The organism is Mucilaginibacter sp. 320_HR, from assembly GCF_059691875.1.
In genome coordinates this window covers 945,222-968,665 of sequence record NZ_JCAWAI010000002.1, presented here as the reverse complement: position 1 = coordinate 968,665, position 23,444 = coordinate 945,222, and the positions used below count along the sequence as shown (strand labels likewise).

The window sequence follows — 23,444 nt, the reverse complement described above, 5'->3', positions numbered from 1 at the left end:
TAAACCTGGTTGATATGCCGATCATTGGTTACCAATTGGTAACCCAGCATACGGATTCAATTTTAGTAGGCTCTATATTTATCAAATATAGGATTAACAAATTCGCAATGAAAATTTAATCCGTTTAATTTGATGAAAAATAATTGGTATTGATAATCATTATTTCAACTCGCCTCACAGTCTTTTGTTATCGATAGCGATCTCTTTAATATAATACTCGTTCTTTCATTTTCTATACACAACACCCATCTTATGTAAAGATTTTACTATTTTCTTTACATATTATATTATGTTTGTATACGTTTTTTAAAACTCTTTACATATGCAAGGCTGGACATTAGATAAGCTTCCTTTAGCGATTGAATTGGAAACCGTAAAAGTGTTGAAAGCATTACCGTCCGCACATGCAGCATTAGCAGAATTGAAAGGGATAGCTTCAACAATTCCTAATCAAAGTATTCTAATAAACACTTTAGGACTTCAAGAAGCAAAAGATAGTTCTGCTATTGAAAATATCATTACCACACATGACGACTTATATAAATCTGAACTCAATCTCGACGCGTTCAAATCGTTGGAAGCAAAAGAAGTGCAGAATTACATATTGGCATTAAAAAAAGGATTTGAACTCATTAAAAAGGATAATTTATTAACCAACAGAACTATTATTGAAGTTCAGGAAACTTTAGAAGATAACAATGCCGGGTTTAGAAAACTTCCCGGAACTGCCCTTAAAAATGCCGTTACGGGTGAAGTCATTTATACACCACCACAGGACTACGAAGAAATAAATGAACTGATGTCCAATTTGGAAAAATATATCAATGATACTGAAATGCAGGATTGCGACCCATTAATAAAAATGGCAATGATCCATTTTCAATTTGAAAGCATACATCCATTTTATGATGGAAATGGACGTACCGGGAGAATTATTAATATACTCTATTTAATTTTGGAAGGACTTCAAAACCTGCCCATATTGTACCTAAGCAACTATATTATCAAGCATAAAGCTGATTATTACCGCCTTTTGCAAAAGGTAAGAGATGAAAACTTATGGGAAGAATGGCTCTTGTTTATGATAAAAGGAATCGAAATTACTGCCAGGGAAACCATAGAATTGATTATCAAAATCAAAGATTTAATGCTGGATTTTAAGCATAAACTAAGAGACAATTATAAATTTTACAGTCAAGACTTGTTAAACAACTTATTTAAACACCCCTATACTAAAATCGAGTTTTTGGTAAATGATTTAGGCGTTTCTAGACTAACCGCCGGAAACTACCTGAATAAGCTTGCGAAAGATAAAATGCTAAGAAAAGATAAACTAGGAACAGGAAATTATTACATCAACGAAGATTTATTCTACCTGCTAACAAAGCGGTAAACAATATCAAATAAAAAATTACCTAAATTAACATGAAGAAAGTAGCTGAATTAAAATCAACGAGAAATTTTCCTGATGGCATTTAACGAAAATTCCCGGGTTAAAATTCCCGCGTTAATACATTTAGAACGATTGGGCTATACTTATCTTTCATTGTCAAAATCTCAATGGGATCTTGACACAAATATCTTTGTAGATATATTTAACCACAGTCTTAAAAAAATAAATCCCTCAATTACAGACCAGGAGATCAATAATATTTTAACTGATACGAAGCTTAAACTCAATTATGAAGATTTAGGAAAAGATTTTTATCGTCAATTAACTAGTCAATCTGGTTATAAGCTTATTGATTTTAAAAAATTTGAAGACAACAGTTTTCATGTAGTAACAGAACTAACTTGTAAGAATGGTGACGAAGAATTCAGGCCAGATATTACAATTCTGATCAATGGAATTCCTTTAGTTTTTATAGAGGTTAAAAAACCTAACAATAAAGATGGGGTTTTAGACGAGCGTAACCGAATCAATAAAAGGTATAAAAATCCAAAATTCAGAAGGTTTGCCAACATTACGCAAATGATGATTTTCTCCAATAATATGGAGTATGATGATAACGAGATACAGCCCTATCAAGGAGCGTATTACGCTACTTCCGCTTATAGCGATTTGCATTTTAACTACTTTAGGGAAGAAGAGCAATTTAATTTATCGGAAATCTTAAAACCTGATGATGAGGCGCTTGAAAATAGCATCTTGAAAGATAATAATCTTAATGCCATTAAATATTCCGAAGAATTTAAAACTAACAAAAATCCGGATAGTCCAACCAATAGAATCTTAACATCATTACTAAAAAAAGATAGGCTGGCTTTTATTTTAAAATATGCTTTGGCTTATGTTGATGAAAGCAAGGGGTTAGAAAAACATATTATGCGCTATCCGCAAATATTTGCCACAAAAGCCATCGAAACTAAATTAAACGAAGGCATAAAAAAAGGCATCATTTGGCATACACAAGGCAGCGGTAAAACGGCTTTAGCTTTTTATAATGTAAAACACCTAACCGATCTATATCAGCAGAAAGGCATTATCCCTAAATTTTATTTTATTGTTGATAGGTTGGATTTAGCCATACAAGCTAGCCGTGAGTTTACCAGTAGAGATTTATCAGTAAAAGATGTGGATTCTCGCCAAGGTTTTATAAAAGACATCCAAACCGTTGGTGCTATACACAACGATAGTGGTAAAAGCGAAATTACCGTAGTCAACATTCAGAAATTTACAGAAGATACCACTGTAATAGAAAATACAGCATACAATTTACATATACAACGTATTTACTTTTTAGATGAGGTGCACCGTAGTTACAATCCAAGAGGTAGTTTTTTAGCCAACCTCGTCAATTCTGATAAAAATGCAATTATTATTGGATTGACAGGTACTCCACTAATTACTAAGAATTTATATTCTAAAAGCCTATTTGGAGATTACATCCACAAATATTATTATAACCGTTCTATTGCTGATGGATATACTTTAAAACTCATCCGCGAAGGCATTGACACAAGTTACAAAATACAGCTTCAAGAAATTTTAAACGAAATAGATGTTTTAAAAGGCGATTTAGACCGGCGACAAATTTTTGCGCACCCAAAGTACGTGAAGCCAATGTTAGATTATATTCTCAAAGATTTCAACACATTTAGAAACTTGGAAGATAAGACTGTTGGCGCAATGGTGGTGTGTGATAGTTCGGAACAAGCCAAAGAAATGTTCAATTATTTTGAATCAATTTATGGCGTACAACAAGTTTCATTATTATCAATGGCAGCCGAGGAAGAAGTTCCATACGGAGAAAATCCTCAAAAACGATTAACCGCCGCCTTGATATTACATGATGTAAATACAAAATCAGAACGCAAAGACCAGGTTGAGGATTACAAAGACGGAAAAATAGACATATTATTTGTCTACAATATGTTGTTAACAGGCTTTGATGCCAAACGATTGAAAAAATTATATCTAGGACGTGTAATAAAAGACCACAATTTATTGCAGACACTAACCAGAGTAAACCGTCCTTATAAAACATTTAGGTATGGTTATGTGGTGGATTTTGCAGACATCAGGGCCGCCTTCGATAAAACTAATCGTGAGTATTTTGACGAACTACAGGAAGAGTTGGGCGATGAAATGCAATTTTACAGTGATATTTTTAAGTCAAAAGAGGAAATAGAAAGTGATTTGTTAGAGATCAAGGAAACGCTATTTCATTTCGACACTAAAAACGCTGAAATTTTCAGACAACAAATCAGCGATATCACATCTCGTGAAGATGTAATAAAAATTTTAAAAGCTTTAAATAATGCCAAGGAATTAAAAAACATCATTCGGTTATTTGGATACGAAGAATTGCTAACTAAGCTTGACTTTTTTAAGTTAAGTCAACTTCAGCGCGAAGCGCAGGCTCATTTAAGTGCACTGAATGATAAAGCGGCTTTGGCTAGTCCAGATACTACTAATATCTTAAACATTGCATTGGAAGATGTTATTTTCATGTTCCGTAAGGTATCTGAAGATGAATTAGTATTAGCCGATCGTTTAAAAGAACAATTGCGCAAAACGCGCGAAACTTTACTGCAAAATTTTGATACAGCAGATCCTGAGTTTGTGAATTTACGAGAAGAGTTAGGGCGGATGTTTAAAAAGAAAAATTTGGATGAAATTTCGCAAACAGAAATGAATGAAAACATTGTTCTACTCAACCAAATCTACGAGAAAGTAAAAGAGCTAAACCGAAAAAATGCCTTATTGGCAGCCAAGTATGAGGCCGATGAAAAGTATGTCAGGGTACATAAGCGTATTTTAGAAAATAATGGTATTTCAGCAAAGGAATCGCAGTTACACGAGGCTTTAATGGGTGTGAAATCAAATGCTGACGACGATATATTAAAAAACAAAAACCTAATGCAGAACGAAAGCTATTTTAACCAATACCTTTTACGTTTGGTTTTTAATGAGTTTAAACAGAAACAAAACTTACCCATTGATGCAGCAACCACCAAAAACATCAATACTCTAATAGTTAAAGAATATTTAAAAGATTATAGCGGAGCGAGAGCATGACAGATACACAATACATCACCAAGACCAAACAATTAATAGACAGCTTAAAAAATGTTTGTGCCAATTATGGATTAGGTAACGACGGCAACGAATTTAAAATTATTACGCAAGTTTTTTTATACAAGTTTTTAAACGATAAGTTCACTTACACTTCTAAATTAAACAATGAAGTTTTAGCTAAAGCTGATGATTTTTATGAGGCACTGCATGCCATGAATGAAGATGATTTCGAGTTTTTACTAATGGCAAATGGCGAAAATGAATTACATTTTAAACCAGACTACTTAATTAGCTATTTATATCAAAACCAAAATCAAGACAATTTTTCCAAACTGTTTGATAATACCTTAAAAGCAATTAGTTCCGAAAACGTAGAACGTTTTTCGGTGAAATCATCTTCAGGAGCAAAAGATTTAATGTTTGATGAGTTGAGTCAATTTATATCAGACAGTACACAGCGTGACGATTTTTGCAGAGCTTTAATTAATAAGTTGTTCGAATTTAGTTTTGAGGATATGTTCGGCCAGAAATACGATTTCTTTGCCACTATTTTTGAATATCTTATCAAGGATTACAACACCGATAGCGGTGGCAAATATGCTGAATATTATACACCCCATGCCGTAGCCCGTATTATGGCAGCAATTATGGTAAATGAGCCGGTAAATAACGTAACCTGTTATGATCCAAGTGCAGGGTCCGGTACTCTACTTATGAATATTGCCCATGCCATTGGCGAAGATAAGTGCAGTATTTTTTCAGAAGATATTTCGCAGAAGTCTAGCAACATGCTGCGTTTAAACTTAATTCTAAACAACCTTTCGCTATCTATCCCCAATATTGTAAAAACCAACACTATTTTACATCCTCAACACCGGGAAGAAAAGTTCGACTATATAGTTTCTAATCCGCCATTTAAACTGGATTTCTCTGATTACCACAAAGATTTAGACAGTAAAATCAATAACGAACGCTTTTTTGCAGGTTTACCCAATGTCCCCAAAGCAAAAAAGGAAAGCATGGCAATTTATCTGCTTTTCATACAGCACATTATGTTTAGCCTAAGTGCAAAAGGTAAAGCCGCTATTGTGGTACCTACAGGCTTTATTACAGCGCAAAGCGGTATAGAAAAAAAGATAAGGGAGGCAATGGTTAACCGCAATATGCTGCGTGGCGTGGTAAGTATGCCGAGTAATATTTTTGCGAGTACTGGCACTAATGTTTCTGTATTGTTTTTAGATAACGCTCATCAGGGCGATAAAGTAATGCTGGTAGATGCCAGTAAACTTGGTGAAACAGTTAAAGAAGGTAAAAATCAACGCACTGTATTAACACCAATAGAAGAACAAAAAATTATCGACGCATTTAATCTTCTAAAAACAGAAGATGATTTTGCTGTTCAAGTAAGTCATGCTGAAATCGAAGCTAAAAACTATTCGTTTTCTGCCGGCCAATATTTTGATGTGAAGATTGATTATGTAGATATCACTGCTAATGAATTTGAATTTAAATTACAAACTTTTGAAAGCAAATTAGCTGCTTTGTTTGCCGAAGGAAATCAGTTAGATGTTGAAATTAGGAATCAATTGAAGGGACTGAAGTATGAATAAAGAGCAATTACTTTCTACTTTAATTGACGAAATTTCAATGGGCCCCTTTGGGTCTGATATTAAAGTTGATAATTTTATTGAGGCTGGGGTACCTGTTTTAAATGGCTCAAATTTGTCTGGTTATAAGCTTACTGAGAACTCCTTTAAATATGTTAGTGAAGAAAAAGCAAAAACTTTTAAAAAAGCAATAGCAAGAAGGGGAGATATTGTAATTACACATCGAGGTACTCTTGGGCAAATATCATTTATTCCGGAGAATTCAAAATATGATAGATATGTCATTTCACAAAGCCAATTCCGAGTAAGATTTAATGATAAAAAGGTAGATCCAAAGTTCATTGTGTATTTGTTTCATACAAAGTACGGTCAGAAGAAACTTTTATCTTTTAAAAACCATGTGGGTGTTCCAGCACTAGCGCAAGCAACCTCTAATTTTAAGAGGCTGGAACTTAATTTGCCAGATATTTCGCTTCAACAAAAAATCGCCGTAGTGCTTTCTATTTTAGATAACAAAATAGAAATCAACAATAGGATAAATGATTATTTAGAAAAGATGGCAAAAGTCATTTATGACTATTGGTTTGTGCAGTTTGATTTTCCAAATGAAGAAGGTAAACCTTATAAATCATCTGGTGGTAGTATGGTTTATAATAAAGAATTAAAAAGAGAGATTCCAAAAGGTTGGGAAGTCAAAGAACTTTATAATATTTCCAATATAACAATGGGGCAATCCCCTCCTGGAGGAACCTATAATGAAAATGGCACCGGCACGGTTTTTTATCAAGGATGCACAGATTTTGGAAATAGATTTCCAACCATTAGGAAATTTACAACTGCACCTACAAGATTTGCGAAAAAGAATGACATATTATTAAGCGTACGGGCACCGGTTGGCACACTAAATATTTCAAAAGAGAACTGTTGTATTGGTAGAGGGCTAGCTTCATTAAACAGTAAAAACAATGCTGAAACTTTTTTATATGGAGTATTGGTAAATCTGAAGCAAGTATTTGATAGAAGAAACGTTGATGGTACAACTTTTGGCTCAATAACCAAAGATGACCTTTATTCTTTAAAAGTTATTGCGCCCACTGATAACATTTTGCAACGATACGAAAGTATTCTAAAGCCATCTTTTATTAAACAAAATATTATAGAAAGCCAAAATACTGAATTAGCAACGCTAAGAGATTGGTTATTACCAATGCTGATGAACGGACAGATAACATTTGCTAAAGCTTCAGATGAAATTCAAAAAAAGATGGATTTGCTTGCCGAAGAATCATACAGGAAGGAGTCTACAGGGTGAGTTATTGGAAATTAGGATACCGGTGGGGAAGTAAAACTAAAGGCAAACCCTTGTTTTATAATTTATTGATTAAATATCAAATAGTTATTGGTTGGGAGGACAAGGATTATGAAAAAAATGCTAGTGTTCTGCTAACTGATGGACATACAGCTTTGGGTATTGCGAAAACTACGAGTTCAAGGAAATCTGTATTGAATTTCCCGGAGCTTAAAAAGGAATTTGAAGATTTACAAATCGACTATTCCAAACATATGTATGTGTATGATTGCAACATTTTAGATTTATTAGAAAGTGAAAAATTCAAGTTTAAAACACAAGTAGGAATCTGTGGAATTGACAAACCCGAAATTTTAGAAAAGATTGACAAATTACTATCCGATAATCAAGAAAAGCTAATGGCAAATTCGATTATAAATAATTACAAACATCTTCTTGAATATAAGAAGCAAATCATTCTCCAAGGTCCTCCAGGAACTGGAAAAACAAGAGAAGCTAAAGAAATAGTGTATCAGTTCTTCAAGGATGAGGTGCTCTCTGACCTTTTTTTAACCACTAATCTAGAAATTGGTGACATTGTCAAATCAGTAAAAGGAAATACAGATTACGTAATTAAAAACGTAGATACCAATAAGGTTATATTAACTGGCGATGATATTGAAGAAAAAGGAATCACAAAAAGCAAAATAAAAGAATTTATTGATAAAGAGTATTGGGGTACTGTTGAAAACGGCAATGATAGAGGTGCCCAAGCGTTAGCCTTTTTCTTGTTACAAAAGTTTCTTAAATTTCAATATAAACTCATCCAATTTCATCCCTCTTACAGCTATGAAGATTTTGTAAGAGGAATATCTGCTAAACCAAATGAAAACGGAACCGGGATTTTATACAAAGCAGAAAATAAAGCTCTTGCTTCTTTTGCATTAGAAGCAAATAAAAACTTTATAAGTAGCAAAAACAAAGTATACGACGGCCCGGAAGAAAAGTTCAAGTATCAAATACTAAAGTTTACTGATAGTGTAAGGGATGAATTAGATGAAAAAGGTGAGTATTCATTGGGTGACGACACCACTGCAAAAATCATCGGAATCGAGGAAGATGGGTTTATTTATTCGTTTGAAAATCGGATGGAAATTAGATACCGTTTGCTTTTCTCAGATTTATTAAAAATTGAATTACATCCTATTCAAATATCAAGAAGTATTGATATCCGTGATTTGGAAGATGGCTATCTCAAGATGAAGGGGAAATACCCTTATTATTATCGAGTTTATAATCTAATATCTCAAATTTCTTTAGATCAATATAAAAAGACTAATGATAAGATTGCTTTAAAAAAATTCATAATTATTATTGATGAAATTAACAGAGCTAACCTCTCGACAGTTTTAGGTGAGTTAATTTACGCTTTAGAATATCGAAACGAAGCGGTTGATAGTATTTATGAAACTGATTTAGAAGGTACAAAATTAGTTCTCCCGCCAAATTTATATATCATTGGCACAATGAACACGGCAGATAGAAGTGTTGGTCATATAGATTACGCAATCAGAAGAAGATTTGCTTTTGTAGACGTGTTGCCTAAAAAATTGGAGAGCAATGATCATATGATTTTCCATGCTGATTTATTCAAAAAAGTTGCTGAATTGTTTATAACTAACTATGACGATTATTTGGAAAATAATGAGGAAGCGTTAAAAAGTTCAACATATCTATCTGCCGAATTCGATCCCAAAGATGTTTGGTTAGGTCATTCCTATTTTATTCAAAAGAAATTAAAAAATGAGAATAATGAGGATGTCTTGGAGCCACTTGACTTTAATATAAGGGTAAAATATGAAATTGTTCCCATTCTTAAAGAATATGTAAAAGATGGGGTGTTGCATGCTAATGCGGCAATTAAGATTGATGAAATTGAAAAAGACTATCAAGTTTCTTAATCTCTAAAAATGGAAATATTACTAAGCGAACATAAAGAGTTGGTATGTTGCCCATTTAACATTCATCATAAATATGATTCAAAAAAATACGAATCAATCATTCCCTTCGAATTTCCATCTAAAAAAGAAAAACGGAAATGCTATCAAATTAGAGTTAGCGAAGAAGCACTTTGTTTAACTGCTGATTATTTTGTAGGTGTAGATTGGTTAATTGAGGATGAACATTTTATACAGGTTAAGCCTAAGTTAAACACCATCCTACTTCAGAGGTTTGAAGATGAAATTAATAATAACAAGACAGACGAAAGTGAAATACCGATTGAAGAACACCCCAAAGATCTAGATGCAGATAGTAATTATGCAGAACTAGATTATTTAAAGCTATTATTAGACGCTTTCAGCCATCCTGCGGTATCAAAATATACAGATGATTTAGTTTTTATAGATTGGGACAAAAAGCAAATCCCTATTACTCAAAAAGATGATACATTAACTCCTTTTTTAGTAGTTCAGTTTTTAAATCTTCTAAAACAGATTGCCCGTAAAGGGCTTAAAAAATCTTATTATAAGGTACAAGAAAATTTAAACAACAGAGTAAAAGGTAAAATACTAATTGGTACGCACATAAAAAAAAACGTATTAAAAAATCGATTCACTAAAATTTGTTGTGAATACCAAGAGTTTGGGATAGATCATCAAGAAAATAAATTTTTGAAGAAAGTGCTCATGTTTTGTAGTAACTACGTTCATCAGAACTCAAACATTTTAGGTCAAAACAAAATTAATCTGGAACAACTAATCAACTATTGTCACCCGGCTTTTGAGTTAGTAAATGATGATATTACCAGTAGTAATTTAAAAAACATCAAATACAATCCATTTTTCAAAGAATATAAAGAAGCTATTAAGATCGGTAGTTTTATTTTAAAGCGCTTTTCCTACAACATCAGTAATACAGCCACAAATAATATATCGACACCACCTTTTTGGGTCGATATGACCAAATTATTTGAATTGTATGTATTTCGGCATTTATTAACTGTTTTTAACGAACACGAAATCAAATTTCAGTTAGCTACGTATGGTAACATTTTGGATTTTCTTATTATAAAGGAAAATAGTCAAATGGTTATAGATGCTAAATATAAAATGCACTATCGCAGTAGCCATATCCATCAAGATATAAGACAAGTCGCTGGCTACGCAAGGTTAAGTAAGGTTTATAAAGAATTAAAGAAACCTGAAGACTCAACGGAAATGATTGATTGTTTAATCATATATCCCGAAGTTGGAAATCTACCCAATACATATCAATTGGAAATGGGTAACAGAAAAACTATCGAAGCTTATAAAAAAGTTTTTAAGCTAGGTATTCGGTTGCCGTATCTTTAAAATACCGGATGAATTTGACTTGTCACAGTGTGAATTTATCAGTATTTTTGATAAGCATTGACAGCAAATAAAAAGCCAGTGATTGCGAAATAGTTCCTTAGAAGTTTCAGAAAATGCCCTAAATCACACCCTCGTCTATATGGTGTGATTAAAGTATTTGATAATCAATAATTTAGAGCGTTGTGGATGCATCCTGCCATCCCGACAACAGTCGGATGAGCCCTGTAAACGTAAGTTTACAGGGCTTTTTGCTTTGTAACATCTTTTATTTGTTACTATTTGGTGTAAATGCGCGTGCGCCCCGGCTTACGACCATGGTACTTTTAGGATAATGATGCTATTACACGTTAGTTGATTAGTCGTCTCGTAAGCTTTTAATAGGGTTTGTCGTTGCTGCGTTAATTGCCTGAAAACTTATGGTGGCAAGTGCAATAACTAACGCAGTTATTCCGCCTACCGCAAACAACCACCAGCTTATATTAATACAATAAACGTAATTGTGAAGCCATTGGTTCATGTAATACCACGCAAGTGGCGCTGCAACTATAAATGCAAAACCTATAAGTATAACCAACTGCTGTTCTCCAGTGACTAAGGTATTTTCAGCTTTTCTTTTGTAAGTAATACATTGTTAGTGTTGTAGGTGCCTGCTAACAGCGGAAGTTAAACACCTTGAAAATTCGTGAGTGTGTAAAATGCAACCTGCTGTTTGTTAAATAATTTTAGCTAGCGGCATAGTTATCCCTAATTAAAGAGAAGAAGCTTTTTACCTTAAATTACAGTAGCAACATTATCCTGTTGTGTGGCTGCTTCGTTGTTGTCTGTTAAAGCCGCAGGGCGATTGTAACCAAATAACGATCGTTCCTTTATAATAGCAGCAACTTCGGCAGGGACCAGTTCTTCCCATCCTTCAGCACCTTGTTTAATTAATTGTAATACCTTATCCGTTTCTACACTCAGGTTGCTTTCGTTATAATGCCTGATGTCTTCTATTTTGTTGTTAGCAATAAGGTATCTGTAAAGGTCTATAAGGTGTGGTGGCGGATAAAACCTGAGGCAGTTCCATATTATTCCGTCGCGCAGGGTAGGGTAGATAAATAGCTTAACCTTACGACTAAACAAAGTGGCAAATGATTCCAGAATACCACCGGGCAAATCCTGGTAATGCACTTCCGAAAATATGTACTCCAGGTTAGGATAGCCTAACACCACACCCATCTTAAGCTTTGTGATTTTAGACAGGTAGGCTACAAGCTTATAATACTCATGAAAGTTAGATATTAATACTGTTTGCCCTAATGAACAAAGTATATCAACGCGATCAAGGAAGTCTTTTTCATCTATCTCCGCAAGCGGGTCAGCGTCGCGCTCCTTCAAGGCTTGTAACGTAAGCTCGCTAATCACCACCACGTTCGAGCTATCAACGTCAGCCTCCTGCATAAATTGCTTCACGCCGGTATTCAGCATATCAAGGTGAACGTTGATAAGCGGCCTGAACCTGCCACGCACAACTACGATATGCTTTTTATATAGTACTTCCGATGGTTGCTGGTTCTTGCCATCAGGGCCAAAAACGGCTGCGTCAGTGAAGCCATATTTAACCAGGTGAAGACTCACTAAACGATTATCTACATGGGTAAAGTCCGGTCCTTCAAAGCGGATCATGTCTATTTGTATCCGGTCGCGTGACAGATCGTCCATCAACGAGAGCAGGAACACAGGTGGGTTGTCGTTATAATGAAAGCACGCATATATCAGGTTTACGCCCAATATACCCACTGCCTGCTGCTGTAGTATATTGTCATTATCCAGCATTTTTACGTGCAGCACAACATCATTAAACGGGCCGTTGGGCTTTAGCTGAAAGCGTACGCCCATCCAGCCGTGGCCTTCGTTCGTTTTATGGTAATTAAGCGCCGAAGCAGTATCCGAGAAAGCGAAAAAGGTAGTGTTGTCTCCACGTTGAGTGGCAAGACGTTCTATTAGCAAGTCATATTCGCGCTCCAGCATGGCCATGAGCCGATTTTCACTTACGTAACGCCGACCCGGCTGTGCACCATAGATTGCATCTGAAAAGACCATATCATAAGCGGACATGGTTTTAGCAATAGTTCCTGATGATGCACCGGCTTTGAAAAAGTTTGCTGCCACGTCCTGGCCAGCGCCGATCTCTGCAAAGGAGCCGTAGATACTTGGGTCGAGGTTAATGGCCAGGGCCTTTTGCTTGGTTCCAATATCTTTATTGTGAATGGCTGCCATATTAGCTGTTTAAGTATTGCCTGAATAAATGAACGGTGCTTCCGTTAAAACGCGCAACAGAAGAGAATTTGTACCCGCGTTTTAAAATATACACGAAATTACGAGTTTATTGCATAAAGTACATCATTACGGTATCATAACTGTAATATGGCTGGTAAATGCCACAATGATAAACCGTCACAAAGCTGTTACACACAATTATTCATAGTTAAATAAATTTGTGCACAGGCAATTTTTCTCAATATTAGCATCTGTAATGCACTAAGTATTTAGTTGCACAAAAAGCACTCAATTAACTGACTTATATGATCAAATCTTTAAAAGTAGCGTTGCTTACGCCCACAGTAGCAATTATGGCGCTATCTGCAACCGCGCAAACCGCCGGCCAGCCAAAGCTGGTAGAGAAGGTGGTGAAAAAGGGAACCGAACTGGTGATCCCTTATGAAAAATATGTTTTACCTAATGGGCTAACAGTTATACTCGCCGAAGATCATTCCGATCCGCTGGTGCATGTAGACGTAACTTACCACGTAGGTTCCGCACGCGAAGAGATTGGTAAGTCGGGTTTCGCGCACTTTTTTGAGCACATGATGTTCCAGGGTAGTGATCACGTTGCTAATGGCGATCACTTTAAGATCATCACAGAAGCAGGCGGTACGCTTAATGGTTCTACCAACCGCGACCGTACAAACTATTACGAAACTGTTCCGGCTAATCAGTTGGAGAAAATGCTGTGGCTGGAGTCTGACCGTATGGGTTTCCTGCTTGACGCTGTTACTCAGCAAAAATTTGAAGTACAGCGCGCAACCGTAAAGAACGAGCGTGGCCAGAACTATGATAATCGCCCGTACGGTTTAGCAAGCGAATACACCTCAAAAAATCTTTATCCTTATGGTCACCCATATTCGTGGTTAACCATCGGGTATATCGAAGAACTGAATAAAGTTGGTGTAAACGACCTCAAAAACTTCTTCCTGCGCTGGTACGGCCCCAACAATGCCACTATTACTATCGGCGGCGACCTTAATCCAAAGCAAACACTTGCATGGGTAACTAAGTATTTCGGCAGCATCCCGCGTGGTCCTGTGGTAAAAAGCGCTTCTTTCCCTGCACCGGTACTTACTTCAGATCGATACGTTTCATACACCGACAATTATGCCAAGCTGCCTTTGCTGTCTATCACTTATCCTGGTGTAAAAATTTATGACAAGGACATGTCGCCGTTGGACGCGTTATCTGAGATAATAGGACAGGGGCGTAACTCCATTTTTTACAAAAACTTTGTTAAGACCCGCAAAGCGGCACAAGCCTCAATGAGCTCGTCTAACACAGAACTTGCAGGCGAGATCACGCTGCGTGTAGTACCATTCCCGGGACAAACCTTAGCTGACAGCAAGAAGCTGATTGAAGAGTCTTTTGCTGAGTTTGAGAAAACAGGTGTTTCTGATGAAGCTCTTGTTCGTTTTAAAGCAAGTGCAGAGGCTAACTACATCAATGGTTTGGCGAGTGTGAGCGGAAAAGTATCTGAGCTGGCACAAGCCCAATATCTTACCGGTGAGCCTAACCAGATTGGTCGCGAATTGGCTGATATCCGTGCGGTGACAAAAGAGGACGTAATGCGTGTATACAACAAGTATATTAAAGGAAAGCCTGCCGTTATCCTTAGTGTACTGCCAAAAGGCGGTACTGTACAGGCAGTTGCTCCGGATAACTATACTGTAAACACCGCCGGATACAAGGCGCCTGATTACGGCTATAATGGTTTAACGTATAAAAAAGCCACTGATAACTTCGATCGTGCTGCAAAGCCTGGCGTAGGTCCAAACCCGGCTATAAAGGTACCGGCTATATGGACAGCTAAAACGCCAAACGGTATAGACATCATCGGTACGCAAAATAGCGAGATCCCATCTGTGTCTATGAACATCTCTATTAAAGGTGGCGGATTGTATGCAGTTCAAAATCCTTCTAAGGCTGGCGTTGCAGGTATTGTGGCCCGTATGATGAACGAGGATACTAAAAACTACACTGCGGAACAGTTTACATCAGAACTTGACAAGTTGGGCAGCAACATTAGCGTGTTTGCCGGTAATGAAGAAATAGCGATCAGTGTATCATCACTTACCAAAAACCTGGCTAAAACAATGACGCTTTTACAGGAGCGCCTGCTGAACCCTAAGTTTACCCAGGACGCCCTTGACCGCATCAAGAAACAAACCTTGGAAGGCTTTAAGCAAGCTAAAACGCAGCCGGCGGGTGTAGCCTCCACTGTTTACAGCAAAATACTATACGGTACTGATAACGTGCGTACTTATGCAACAGGCGGAAACGAAGAAACCGTTGCCGGTATAACATTGCAGGATGTACAGGATTATTACGATAAGTACTTCACTCCATCTCAAACTAAGATTGTGGTGGTAGGTGATGTAAACCAGGGTACCGCCCGCGGCAGCCTTGCTTTCCTGAATAACTGGGCTGACAAGAAAGTGACTTTACCAACACCTGCTGAAGGTAAAACTTTCGATAAAACAACCCTTTACATTGTTGATATTCCCGGTGCTGCACAATCAGAGATCCGTATTGGTTACCTGGATAAATTGAACTACGATGCAACAGGCGATTACTATAAGTTGGGCATTGCCAACTACATACTTGGCGGAGCGTTCAACAGCCATATCAACCTTAATTTAAGGGAGAAACGCGGCTGGACCTACGGTGCACGTTCCGGCTTTAGCTCAGGTAAATACGGTGGCGATTTCACCGCTTCTGCAGGTGTACTTGCTACCGCTACCGACAGCTCGGTAGTTGAATTCATAAAAGAGATCCGCAACTACCAGGCAAGCGGCATTACTGCCGACGAGTTAAAGTTCACTCAAACTTCAATTGGCCAGTCTGACGCGCGCCGTTATGAAACCAACGGGCAAAAGGCAGCATTCCTGCAACGTATACAGGATTATGATCTTAAGCCTACCTACGTAGACGAGCAGAGCAAAATATTATCGACCATTACGCCGGCCGAAATAAACCGATTGGCAGCTAAATACCTGAACACCGACAAGATGGTGATTTTGGTAGTTGGCGATAAAGCAAGAATATTACCCGGATTGCAAAAACTGGGTTACCCAATTGTTGAGCTTGATGCTGATGGCAAGCCTAAGCAGTAAAACTTAACCCTATGAAAACGCAAGCCGCCTTCAAGTAATTTGAAGGCGGCTTTTTTTGTTAAATATATGGCAACAAATAAGTCCGTAGCACTCTAGTATTCTGTAAACTCCTCATCAGGATAGCACCAAAGCCAGCGCTCGCCCGGTTGTGCCGATGCAATTACCGGATGCCCGTCGGCATGGTAGTGCTTGGTCATGTGTTGTTGTGGCGATTGGTCGCAGCACAACGTTTGTCCGCAGGTTTGGCATGTACGCAGGTGAAACCATGTGGTGCCGTGTTTTATGCACTCTTCACAAACGGGTTCATCGCCAATTTTTACTTCGTTAATAGCCTGCAGGTGCTGGCAAAGTTCGGGGTTGTTCATAAGGGTAAAATATAGCCCTAATATAATCAAAGGGTGTAATACTACTGGCGTCTATCAAGAAAACTTCATGTATTCTCTCTTTAAGTATTCTTATAAGTGATTAAGTATATCCGCGTAAAGCTTATTAATTACTAAAAATATTAGTAAGTTTGATTTAACATGAATGTGGATAGGATAACCGGGAAGCTGGGCATTTTAGCTGATGCTGCAAAATACGATGTATCGTGTGCCAGCAGCGGGAGCAAGCGGCAAAATAAAGATAAAGGCTTGGGCAATGCCAGTAATGGAATATGTCACTCTTATACCGAGGATGGCCGCTGCGTTTCGCTGTTAAAGATATTGCTGACCAACCATTGCATTTTTGATTGTGCTTATTGTGTATCCCGCAAGAGCAATGATATAGAACGCGCCGCCTTTACCGTGCAGGAAGTGGTAGACCTTACCATAAATTTTTACCGGAGAAATTACATAGAAGGTTTATTCCTGAGTTCGGGAATATTCAAGAATGCCGATTTTACTATGGAAAGACTGGTTCGTGTGGCAAAGAAACTCCGTACCGAACATAACTTCAATGGCTACATTCACCTTAAATCAATTCCAGGTGCTAGCGATGAGTTAATGCAGGAGGCCGGTTTATATGCCGACAGATTAAGCGTAAACCTGGAGATGCCCACTGTAGCCGGGCTGAAGCTACTTGCACCGGATAAGGATCAAAAGGACATGATAAAACCTATGGCTTATCTTAAACATGCCATTATCCAGAACAAGGATGAAAAAAAGCTCTTTAAAAAGGCGCCCATGTTTGCGCCCGCAGGCCAAAGTACGCAGATGATTATTGGTGCAACTCCCGAGAATGACAGCGAGGTGCTGAGATCTGCCAATTACTTTTACAAAAACTTCAACCTCAAAAGGGTTTATTACTCCGGCTATGTACCGGTTTTGGCAGATAATCGCTTGCCTGCACTAAATACGTCGGTGCCGATGGTGCGGGAAAACCGTTTATACCAGGCGGACTGGCTGATGCGCTTTTACGGCTTCCGGGTAGATGAAATTGTTGATAATACTTCGCCCCACCTTGATCTGGAGATAGACCCTAAACTGAGCTGGGCCATCCGCAACATGCAGGCTTTCCCAATAGATGTAAACAAGGACGATCTTCAATTAATACTCCGGGTACCTGGTATAGGGCTGTTGTCTGCTCAAAAAATTGTGAGCGCGCGTAAGTTTGGTAAATTAAACTGGGAGCAACTGAGCAAGATAGGGGTGAGCGTAAACAGAGCCAAATACTTTATTACCTGTAACAGCAGCCAATTTGAGCGGCGCGACCTCACCGGAAACAACATCAGGCAGTTTATTTTGGCCTCATCGCAAAGCAAGTATCTTAAAAATAGCCAGTCGCAGCTTAGCTTATTTTAATCATGGCTTTAACCAATTTAGTTTACGACGGAACGTTTGAAGGTTTGCTCACCGCAGTGTTTGAAGTTTACGAACATAAGTTAGATAAGGTGAAGCTGCAAAAAGGGCCCCTTGAAGTCGGTGCTTTGTTTGAGGACGTTAAAGAGGTAATTACAGACCAGGCAAGGGCGCAAAGGGTATTAAAAGGGCTTAAACAACGCTTGTCGTCTATTGGTGTGCAGCGGCTTTACGCAGCGCATTTGGCCGATATGGAAGGAGAGGACTCTACATTACTAGGGTTTATACGATATGCTTTTGATACAAAGGATAATATTGAGGAAGATTACGGCAACCGGTATGTAATGCGTGTTTCGGGACTGGTACGTATGATAAGGCGCGAAAAGCACAGGATGGAAGCTTTTGTTCGTTTCCAGAAGTTGCAGGACGGGACGTTTTACAGTGCCATCGAGCCGGATTTTAATGTGCTGCCGCTGCTCATCAGGCATTTTAAGAGCCGGTACGCCGATCAGAAATGGATGATTTACGACCTTAAGCGCCATTATGGCATCTATTATGATCTGCACGAAACCGAATTTATAACGATGGATTTTTCAGAGGCAAATTATCCGGCCAATGTTTCAGCAGCGTTCACAGAAGATGAGACCTTATATCAGGACCTTTGGAAAACGTATTTCAACAATGTCAACATCAAATCCCGCAAAAACACCAAGCTTCACCTGCGTCATATCCCCAAAAGGTACTGGAAACATTTAACGGAAAAAATCTGAATTGTGAGTTTTTACGCGTTTTCTTTAAAATATATCTTTTCTTTTTTCTTGACTTCTGTTATATTCTGTGAATAAGTTTGTTGTAGCTTATTTGTGGAATACGCAGCTAGTGTGTTGATCCTCAGTATTAACTATGTGTTAAGATGTGGTAGTAAGGTGTGGAAAACCTGTTAACAACAAAATTAATTTTTTTTCAAAAAAGTCTTGACACGTATAGGGTAAAGTCCCGATATTGCAAATATCAAGAACGACGTACTTTGACAGCCTTACAGGATTACAGAAACTGAATCGGGTGAACCTCCGGGGGAACTAAAGATCAGGGAAGTGCCTGAGCCAATTAAAGGGAAGGATACGAAAGTAAATTATCCCTTATAATGGTTAAAAGGTATTATAGATGTTGCAAAACTTTACGGAGAACGGCATCGGAAATAATGACCTTGAAGCAATCAGCGTTTGCAATTAATGATAACTCGGCGTTTCTTCGAAACATACGGTACATCAGCGTTGCACAAGTAACGACAGAGTCGACTTCCCCTCGGGAGATGGCATGATCGGTATTCGCACAGAGACAGTAGCTCACCGGCGTCCGCAAGGAGATTGGTGCAGATAAGGTAGCTTGTGATACAGATGCAGTCAACTTCGCAAGGAGACAGATTTAGTCCGCACAATGTGTCAGCATTTGAGTCATCAGTATTTTCAGGGAAGTAGGGTTAGCCAGTGTTGCAGGTAACAATGATGAGATCGGGTCGGTTAACTTACACAAAACTTGATGCTTTTGAAGCGGCTAAGGCCAACACAAGAGTTAGGAAACGGATGTCCATTCGCAAGAACAGGCTTCCGTTTTCCTGTTTTAAGGCCTTTTATTTTTTAGTCACCGCAAATAGGGTAACACTGGCGGTAGTTAAGCCTTTGCACATCTTGCTGGATGTAGCTACATATTGAATTAGATGGAGAACTGGGTGTATTACCGGTCGGTTATTGAAGGAGAAGAACTACGTATTAGTGGCTTGAACATTTGGGATCACGAATGGAATAACACCCGGTTATGGATTACTGTTAAAAATCCGATTTACCAACAGGACCATACCATGAATATATATACCATTACTGCCGGAGAAACGACTATCACCTTTGCAGCCGGTGAATTTTCCAATCTGGTATGGGGATTTTACCTCCCAGGTTGAGCCTTTAATCAGTAAACCAAATTTTGCTGATCATCGCGTAATCCGTGGAATGTTGAAATAAATTTGCTGTCCCAAGCTAACTGTTTACAAGTGTCCCACCGTGCTATTGTAAAATACGTGAAATAGATGTATGACGCTGTATATCATATAACTGCATTTGTTATTTAAAGTATTTGTACTGTCCCGGGGTGTCCCGCTATAAGTTAGTAACTGACTGTTAATCAATTACATGTATTTTTTAGGTGTCCCGGTTGTCCCACTTTCCAAGCGGGACACTTTATAATACAAAAACGGCTATGAACTAATGTTCGTAGCCGTTTTTGTTTAGGATATTACTTAAGTGTTATTTAGAAAAGCATACGGTTTTCAGCTTAAGAGTATAGTCCGGGTGTAAAGGCTCATTTGTTTGTGCAAGGCGTTGCGACCCCACATTTGCCGGACAGGCAATGCCATTCGGAGCATCGTAAATAAGGTCTGGTTTTGCTGCTATTAATTCTTTAGGCACATAAATCTGTGTTTTTGTGATAGAGTAACCACTGGGGATAAAACGGATATAATAACCATCGGGATGCAATGACCAGATACCTGATGGTACTTCAGGGTCGGGTTGCGGAGCAAGTCCCGCCAGTATAGCGTATTTTTCCATTTCTTCATAAGACGACGAACCCGACGCCGCAAGTCTGCGGATGTTGTTCTCTGCCTCAAAAACGCTTTGTACAGCCGGCGGTAATTGGTCCTTAGCTTTCGCCATAAGGCTTGCCGGTAACACGCCTAGAGCGCCACCTTCCAGCATAAGCAATTGTTGTGGTGTTAACAGTGTACTTGCGGTAAGTTTAATGTCGTTACCCATATCTACAAAACGGGTGCGGGCAATTATAGCCCAAAGAAGTACTTGTATGCTATGCTGTGTTACTTCGGGGTGCTTTTCGCCGCTCTTTAGGATCAATATTACTACATCCTTTTTTGGTCCCAGCACAGGTGCCAGCATATAGCCGTCCCCGCTGCTCGGTCCGCGGGTACCCGCGTGCAGGCAGTAGCTTTTGTTTGTCATTTCGTAAAAGCCTTCGCAAAGTTTGTAGCCCCCGGTTGGCGCCTTGGGTAAAAGGTAGAGTGGCTGTGGCTGCTGCCCCTCGGTAAACGACGGCGGTTTAGAACCTTTTTTATCAACGTCCTGAAAGCTTGTGGTAATAGCCTGTGGCTGTTTTAATATCTTGTTTAATCCGCCGCCGGATAAAGCATCGGCGCCTTTATCTAACAGTTTCTTGCCAAGTCCGCCGAACTGCGCGTTGGCACTTAAGTTAAAGAACAGGCATATCACCAGCGATAAGTAAGTAATAATAAGGTGTTTTTTCATAGAGGTAATTTTAAGTGCCGCAAGTTAAACGAAAGAAATTAACTAATCGTTATGTTTGATGCCCCGGAGTATATGTAAAACTCGAACCTAACGTTAAAGGTGCTTGATAAGCTGAAAAAATATGATTAAAATCAGTACGCTAATTATTATCATCTCATTCATCTTTGGTAAAACTTTTGCGCAATCAACTGCAAGTTCGGCTGACATAAGTGCTATCAGACAACATTATAAGGCTATATCTGAGCTTAAGCTATCCTCCCGGCACTTTACCTACGAATCTCCAGGGTGTGTGGAAGATGGGGTAGTGGACTTCTATTTTAATGGGAAGGAAATAGTTAAAATAATTGAGTCGGGCTCAATAGGAGATGGTAGCTGGGTTAACGAGTATTATTATGAGAAAGGTAAAATGTTTTTTGGTTTGGAAACTATTGTTGGTGGGCCTGCTATTGGTAAGGTAACGAGAACGCAATATCGCTATTACATAAAAGACGGTCGGCCAATACGCGTTATAGAGAACGCAAAAATTATACCTGCTGGTAGCAAAGCCGCAGAAATGCTGGGCACCTCCCGCCGGATTTTAAAAGCATATACTACCAAAGAATTTGCAGCAGCAGTGTGCAATTAATATATCTCTTAATTATTGATATAAGCCACCCTTGTAACTTGAACACGTTTAAGTATTCAGAACGATTGCCGAACCGAATTAGGATGTGTAACCCACAACCAGGTGTATCTTCTCGTCTAATTCAAGGGCTGCTTTTTCCATAAGCGTTATTTCTTCAATGTCTTTCAGGCGTTCATCGTTTTTTAGAAGGTTCACTAAGCCAAGAATAGAAGCTACAGGACGTCTAAGCTCATGTGATTGAATAAATGCAATTTCTCGAAGCGACTGGTTCTGTAGGTTAACCGTATGTTCATGTTCGACCCTTGTTGTTACATCAGTTGCATTGATAGAAACGCCTATGATAAAACCGTCAGGATCAAAGGCGGGTTCATATTTAATAAGCCACCAAACTGTACGGCTGGAATAATCGATTCGTCGCTGTTCAAACGCCGCGGTACCTTTTAAGGCGCGCTGATAATTAAGATAAAATTCTTTAAGTATCTCTGGTGTAAGGTAATCTGCCATCGACCTGCCACGCTCCAATACCTTATTGTATTGTGAAAACATGTGCCGTTCCAAAGATTTGTTGAAAGCTAGCAATTCAAACTCCTTTCCAAGCAACCAATGACAGTCAATTGAACTTTCGAAGAAGGAGCGCAGCTCTATTTCGGAGCGCTTAGCTTCTATAAACTGTTCTTTAAGTAACTTTATACTAACATCAAATTCAAGCAGGTGAATCACCTGTTTGGATAGCGCTTTCAAAGTTTTTTGTTGCAGGTCGCTTAATTGGTTTGGCACTTTGTCGATTACACATAAGCTTCCCAGCGTATAACCATCCTGAGTGGTTAAAGGTGCTCCTGCATAGAAACGGATATTTGGATCGCCTGTTACCAATGGATTGTCAACAAACCTTTTATCCAGGCTGGCATCTCCAACCATCATGAAATCATCCTGCGTTATCACGTGATTACAAAAGGCATCTTCCCTAGCGGTCGTCTTTTTGTCGAGACCGACCTTAAAACGAATATGTTGAGTGTCTTCGGAAAGCAGCGTAACTAAAGCAATAGGTGTATTACAAACCTCTGCTGCAAGATTTACCAGTTCCTGAACTTCATTTTCTTTGCTAAAATTTAAGTTTAGAAAGCGATTTACCGCTGCAAGCCGTTCCAGTTCTCTTAAAGGCATAATTCTATATATCCGTAATACGTATTAAAGCGATTTAGGGTTTTACTACACCTTTATTTATCAGGCCTTAAATTTCAAATACTTATAAAGAAGATTTAACTGCTGTCTATATCTCCCTGCTGTTAAGAACTGTATTGCTATAAAATAGCTATATATATATGAGATGCTAAATTAAGTAACGGTCGCTAATTCTATAGATGAAGGGCTTCGAAATAAAAAAGGCCCTAAATCATTGATTTTAGGGCCTTTTGATGCGATTTTACTCTGCATTAGTACTCAGAGCGGGAATCGAACCCGCACTCCGTTTACGGGAACAGGATTTTAAGTCCTGCGTGTCTACCAGTTCCACCATCTGAGCAGGTGTTGTTTTCGGGTA

15 protein-coding genes and 1 tRNA gene are annotated in these 23,444 nt (G+C 38.4%); 11 read left to right on the top strand and 5 right to left on the bottom strand.

What is annotated here, in order from left to right:
* Positions 1-322: 322 nt before the first annotated feature.
* From AC59GT_RS09880 to AC59GT_RS09855, 6 genes are all read left to right on the top strand, one after another.
* Complete coding sequence (locus AC59GT_RS09880) at positions 323-1,393, top strand: Fic family protein (protein WP_497237487.1); 1,071 nt, start codon at positions 323-325, stop codon at positions 1,391-1,393.
* A 75-nt stretch (positions 1,394-1,468) separates the two neighbouring features.
* Complete coding sequence (locus AC59GT_RS09875; protein WP_497237486.1) at positions 1,469-4,522, top strand: type I restriction endonuclease subunit R; 3,054 nt, start codon at positions 1,469-1,471, stop codon at positions 4,520-4,522.
* Positions 4,519-6,132 (top strand): HsdM family class I SAM-dependent methyltransferase, encoded by a 1,614-nt coding sequence (locus AC59GT_RS09870; protein WP_497237485.1) that lies wholly within the window; start codon positions 4,519-4,521, stop codon positions 6,130-6,132. The genes AC59GT_RS09875 and AC59GT_RS09870 overlap by 4 nt, the downstream gene beginning before the upstream one ends.
* Entirely contained in the window at positions 6,125-7,441 is a 1,317-nt protein-coding gene (locus AC59GT_RS09865) for a restriction endonuclease subunit S (protein ID WP_497237484.1), read from the top strand. The genes AC59GT_RS09870 and AC59GT_RS09865 overlap by 8 nt, the downstream gene beginning before the upstream one ends.
* Complete coding sequence (locus AC59GT_RS09860) at positions 7,438-9,378, top strand: AAA family ATPase (protein ID WP_497237483.1); 1,941 nt, start codon at positions 7,438-7,440, stop codon at positions 9,376-9,378. The genes AC59GT_RS09865 and AC59GT_RS09860 overlap by 4 nt, the downstream gene beginning before the upstream one ends.
* Before the next feature lie 9 nt (positions 9,379-9,387).
* Positions 9,388-10,770, top strand: a complete 1,383-nt coding sequence (locus AC59GT_RS09855) for a 5-methylcytosine restriction system specificity protein McrC (RefSeq protein ID WP_497237482.1) — start codon at positions 9,388-9,390, stop codon at positions 10,768-10,770.
* 771 nt (positions 10,771-11,541) lie between these two features.
* Here AC59GT_RS09855 and AC59GT_RS09850 read toward each other — a convergent pair.
* Complete coding sequence (locus AC59GT_RS09850; RefSeq protein ID WP_497237481.1) at positions 11,542-13,029, bottom strand: TonB-dependent receptor; 1,488 nt, start codon at positions 13,027-13,029, stop codon at positions 11,542-11,544.
* A gap of 305 nt (positions 13,030-13,334) precedes the next feature.
* On the opposite strand from AC59GT_RS09850, the gene AC59GT_RS09845 reads away from it, so the two are divergent.
* Positions 13,335-16,193 carry a M16 family metallopeptidase gene (locus tag AC59GT_RS09845; protein ID WP_497237480.1) on the top strand — a complete coding sequence of 953 codons (2,859 nt, stop codon included), beginning with the start codon at positions 13,335-13,337 and terminating at the stop codon, positions 16,191-16,193.
* Positions 16,194-16,285: 92 nt separating this feature from the next.
* Here the strand turns inward: AC59GT_RS09845 and AC59GT_RS09840 are convergent, their stop codons facing one another.
* Positions 16,286-16,558: a UBP-type zinc finger domain-containing protein gene (locus tag AC59GT_RS09840; protein WP_497237479.1), complete on the bottom strand. Its 273-nt coding sequence runs from the start codon at positions 16,556-16,558 to the stop codon at positions 16,286-16,288.
* 159 nt (positions 16,559-16,717) lie between these two features.
* On the opposite strand from AC59GT_RS09840, the gene AC59GT_RS09835 reads away from it, so the two are divergent.
* The 3 genes from AC59GT_RS09835 to AC59GT_RS09825 all read left to right on the top strand — a co-directional run bounded on the left by AC59GT_RS09835 (position 16,718) and on the right by AC59GT_RS09825 (position 19,925).
* Positions 16,718-17,974, top strand: coding sequence for a putative DNA modification/repair radical SAM protein (locus AC59GT_RS09835; protein ID WP_497237478.1), 1,257 nt, complete (start codon positions 16,718-16,720; stop codon positions 17,972-17,974).
* Between the two features lie 2 nt (positions 17,975-17,976).
* Positions 17,977-18,741 carry a TIGR03915 family putative DNA repair protein gene (locus AC59GT_RS09830; protein WP_497237477.1) on the top strand — a complete coding sequence of 255 codons (765 nt, stop codon included), beginning with the start codon at positions 17,977-17,979 and terminating at the stop codon, positions 18,739-18,741.
* Between the two features lie 947 nt (positions 18,742-19,688).
* Positions 19,689-19,925: a hypothetical protein gene (locus AC59GT_RS09825; protein WP_497237476.1), complete on the top strand. Its 237-nt coding sequence runs from the start codon at positions 19,689-19,691 to the stop codon at positions 19,923-19,925.
* 343 nt (positions 19,926-20,268) lie between these two features.
* Here the strand turns inward: AC59GT_RS09825 and AC59GT_RS09820 are convergent, their stop codons facing one another.
* Positions 20,269-21,279 carry a hypothetical protein gene (locus AC59GT_RS09820; RefSeq protein WP_497237475.1) on the bottom strand — a complete coding sequence of 337 codons (1,011 nt, stop codon included), beginning with the start codon at positions 21,277-21,279 and terminating at the stop codon, positions 20,269-20,271.
* A 121-nt stretch (positions 21,280-21,400) separates the two neighbouring features.
* Here AC59GT_RS09820 and AC59GT_RS09815 point away from each other — a divergent pair, with 121 nt between their 5' ends.
* A complete protein-coding gene (locus tag AC59GT_RS09815; RefSeq protein WP_497237474.1) occupies positions 21,401-21,904 on the top strand; it encodes a hypothetical protein in 504 nt (167 codons plus the stop codon).
* Positions 21,905-21,982: 78 nt separating this feature from the next.
* On the opposite strand, the gene AC59GT_RS09810 is transcribed toward AC59GT_RS09815, so the two are convergent.
* Positions 21,983-23,068 carry a GAF domain-containing protein gene (locus AC59GT_RS09810; protein ID WP_497237473.1) on the bottom strand — a complete coding sequence of 362 codons (1,086 nt, stop codon included), beginning with the start codon at positions 23,066-23,068 and terminating at the stop codon, positions 21,983-21,985.
* 273 nt (positions 23,069-23,341) lie between these two features.
* A tRNA-Leu gene (locus AC59GT_RS09805) sits at positions 23,342-23,426 on the bottom strand.
* Between the last annotated feature and the right edge of the window lie 18 nt (positions 23,427-23,444).

Excerpts from the sequence above, each read along its gene's own strand:
- AC59GT_RS09880 (WP_497237487.1), top strand. The coding sequence starts at position 323 with ATGCAAGGCTGGACATTAGATAAGCTTCCTTTAGCGATTGAATTGGAA.
- AC59GT_RS09875 (WP_497237486.1), top strand. The coding sequence starts at position 1,469 with ATGGCATTTAACGAAAATTCCCGGGTTAAAATTCCCGCGTTAATACAT.
- AC59GT_RS09870 (WP_497237485.1), top strand. The coding sequence starts at position 4,519 with ATGACAGATACACAATACATCACCAAGACCAAACAATTAATAGACAGC.
- AC59GT_RS09865 (WP_497237484.1), top strand. The coding sequence starts at position 6,125 with ATGAATAAAGAGCAATTACTTTCTACTTTAATTGACGAAATTTCAATG.
- AC59GT_RS09855 (WP_497237482.1), top strand. The coding sequence starts at position 9,388 with ATGGAAATATTACTAAGCGAACATAAAGAGTTGGTATGTTGCCCATTT.
- AC59GT_RS09850 (WP_497237481.1), bottom strand. The coding sequence starts at position 13,029 with ATGGCAGCCATTCACAATAAAGATATTGGAACCAAGCAAAAGGCCCTG.
- AC59GT_RS09845 (WP_497237480.1), top strand. The coding sequence starts at position 13,335 with ATGATCAAATCTTTAAAAGTAGCGTTGCTTACGCCCACAGTAGCAATT.
- AC59GT_RS09840 (WP_497237479.1), bottom strand. The coding sequence starts at position 16,558 with ATGAACAACCCCGAACTTTGCCAGCACCTGCAGGCTATTAACGAAGTA.
- AC59GT_RS09835 (WP_497237478.1), top strand. The coding sequence starts at position 16,718 with ATGAATGTGGATAGGATAACCGGGAAGCTGGGCATTTTAGCTGATGCT.
- AC59GT_RS09830 (WP_497237477.1), top strand. The coding sequence starts at position 17,977 with ATGGCTTTAACCAATTTAGTTTACGACGGAACGTTTGAAGGTTTGCTC.
- AC59GT_RS09825 (WP_497237476.1), top strand. The coding sequence starts at position 19,689 with ATGGAGAACTGGGTGTATTACCGGTCGGTTATTGAAGGAGAAGAACTA.
- AC59GT_RS09820 (WP_497237475.1), bottom strand. The coding sequence starts at position 21,279 with ATGAAAAAACACCTTATTATTACTTACTTATCGCTGGTGATATGCCTG.
- AC59GT_RS09815 (WP_497237474.1), top strand. The coding sequence starts at position 21,401 with ATGATTAAAATCAGTACGCTAATTATTATCATCTCATTCATCTTTGGT.
- AC59GT_RS09810 (WP_497237473.1), bottom strand. The coding sequence starts at position 23,068 with ATGCCTTTAAGAGAACTGGAACGGCTTGCAGCGGTAAATCGCTTTCTA.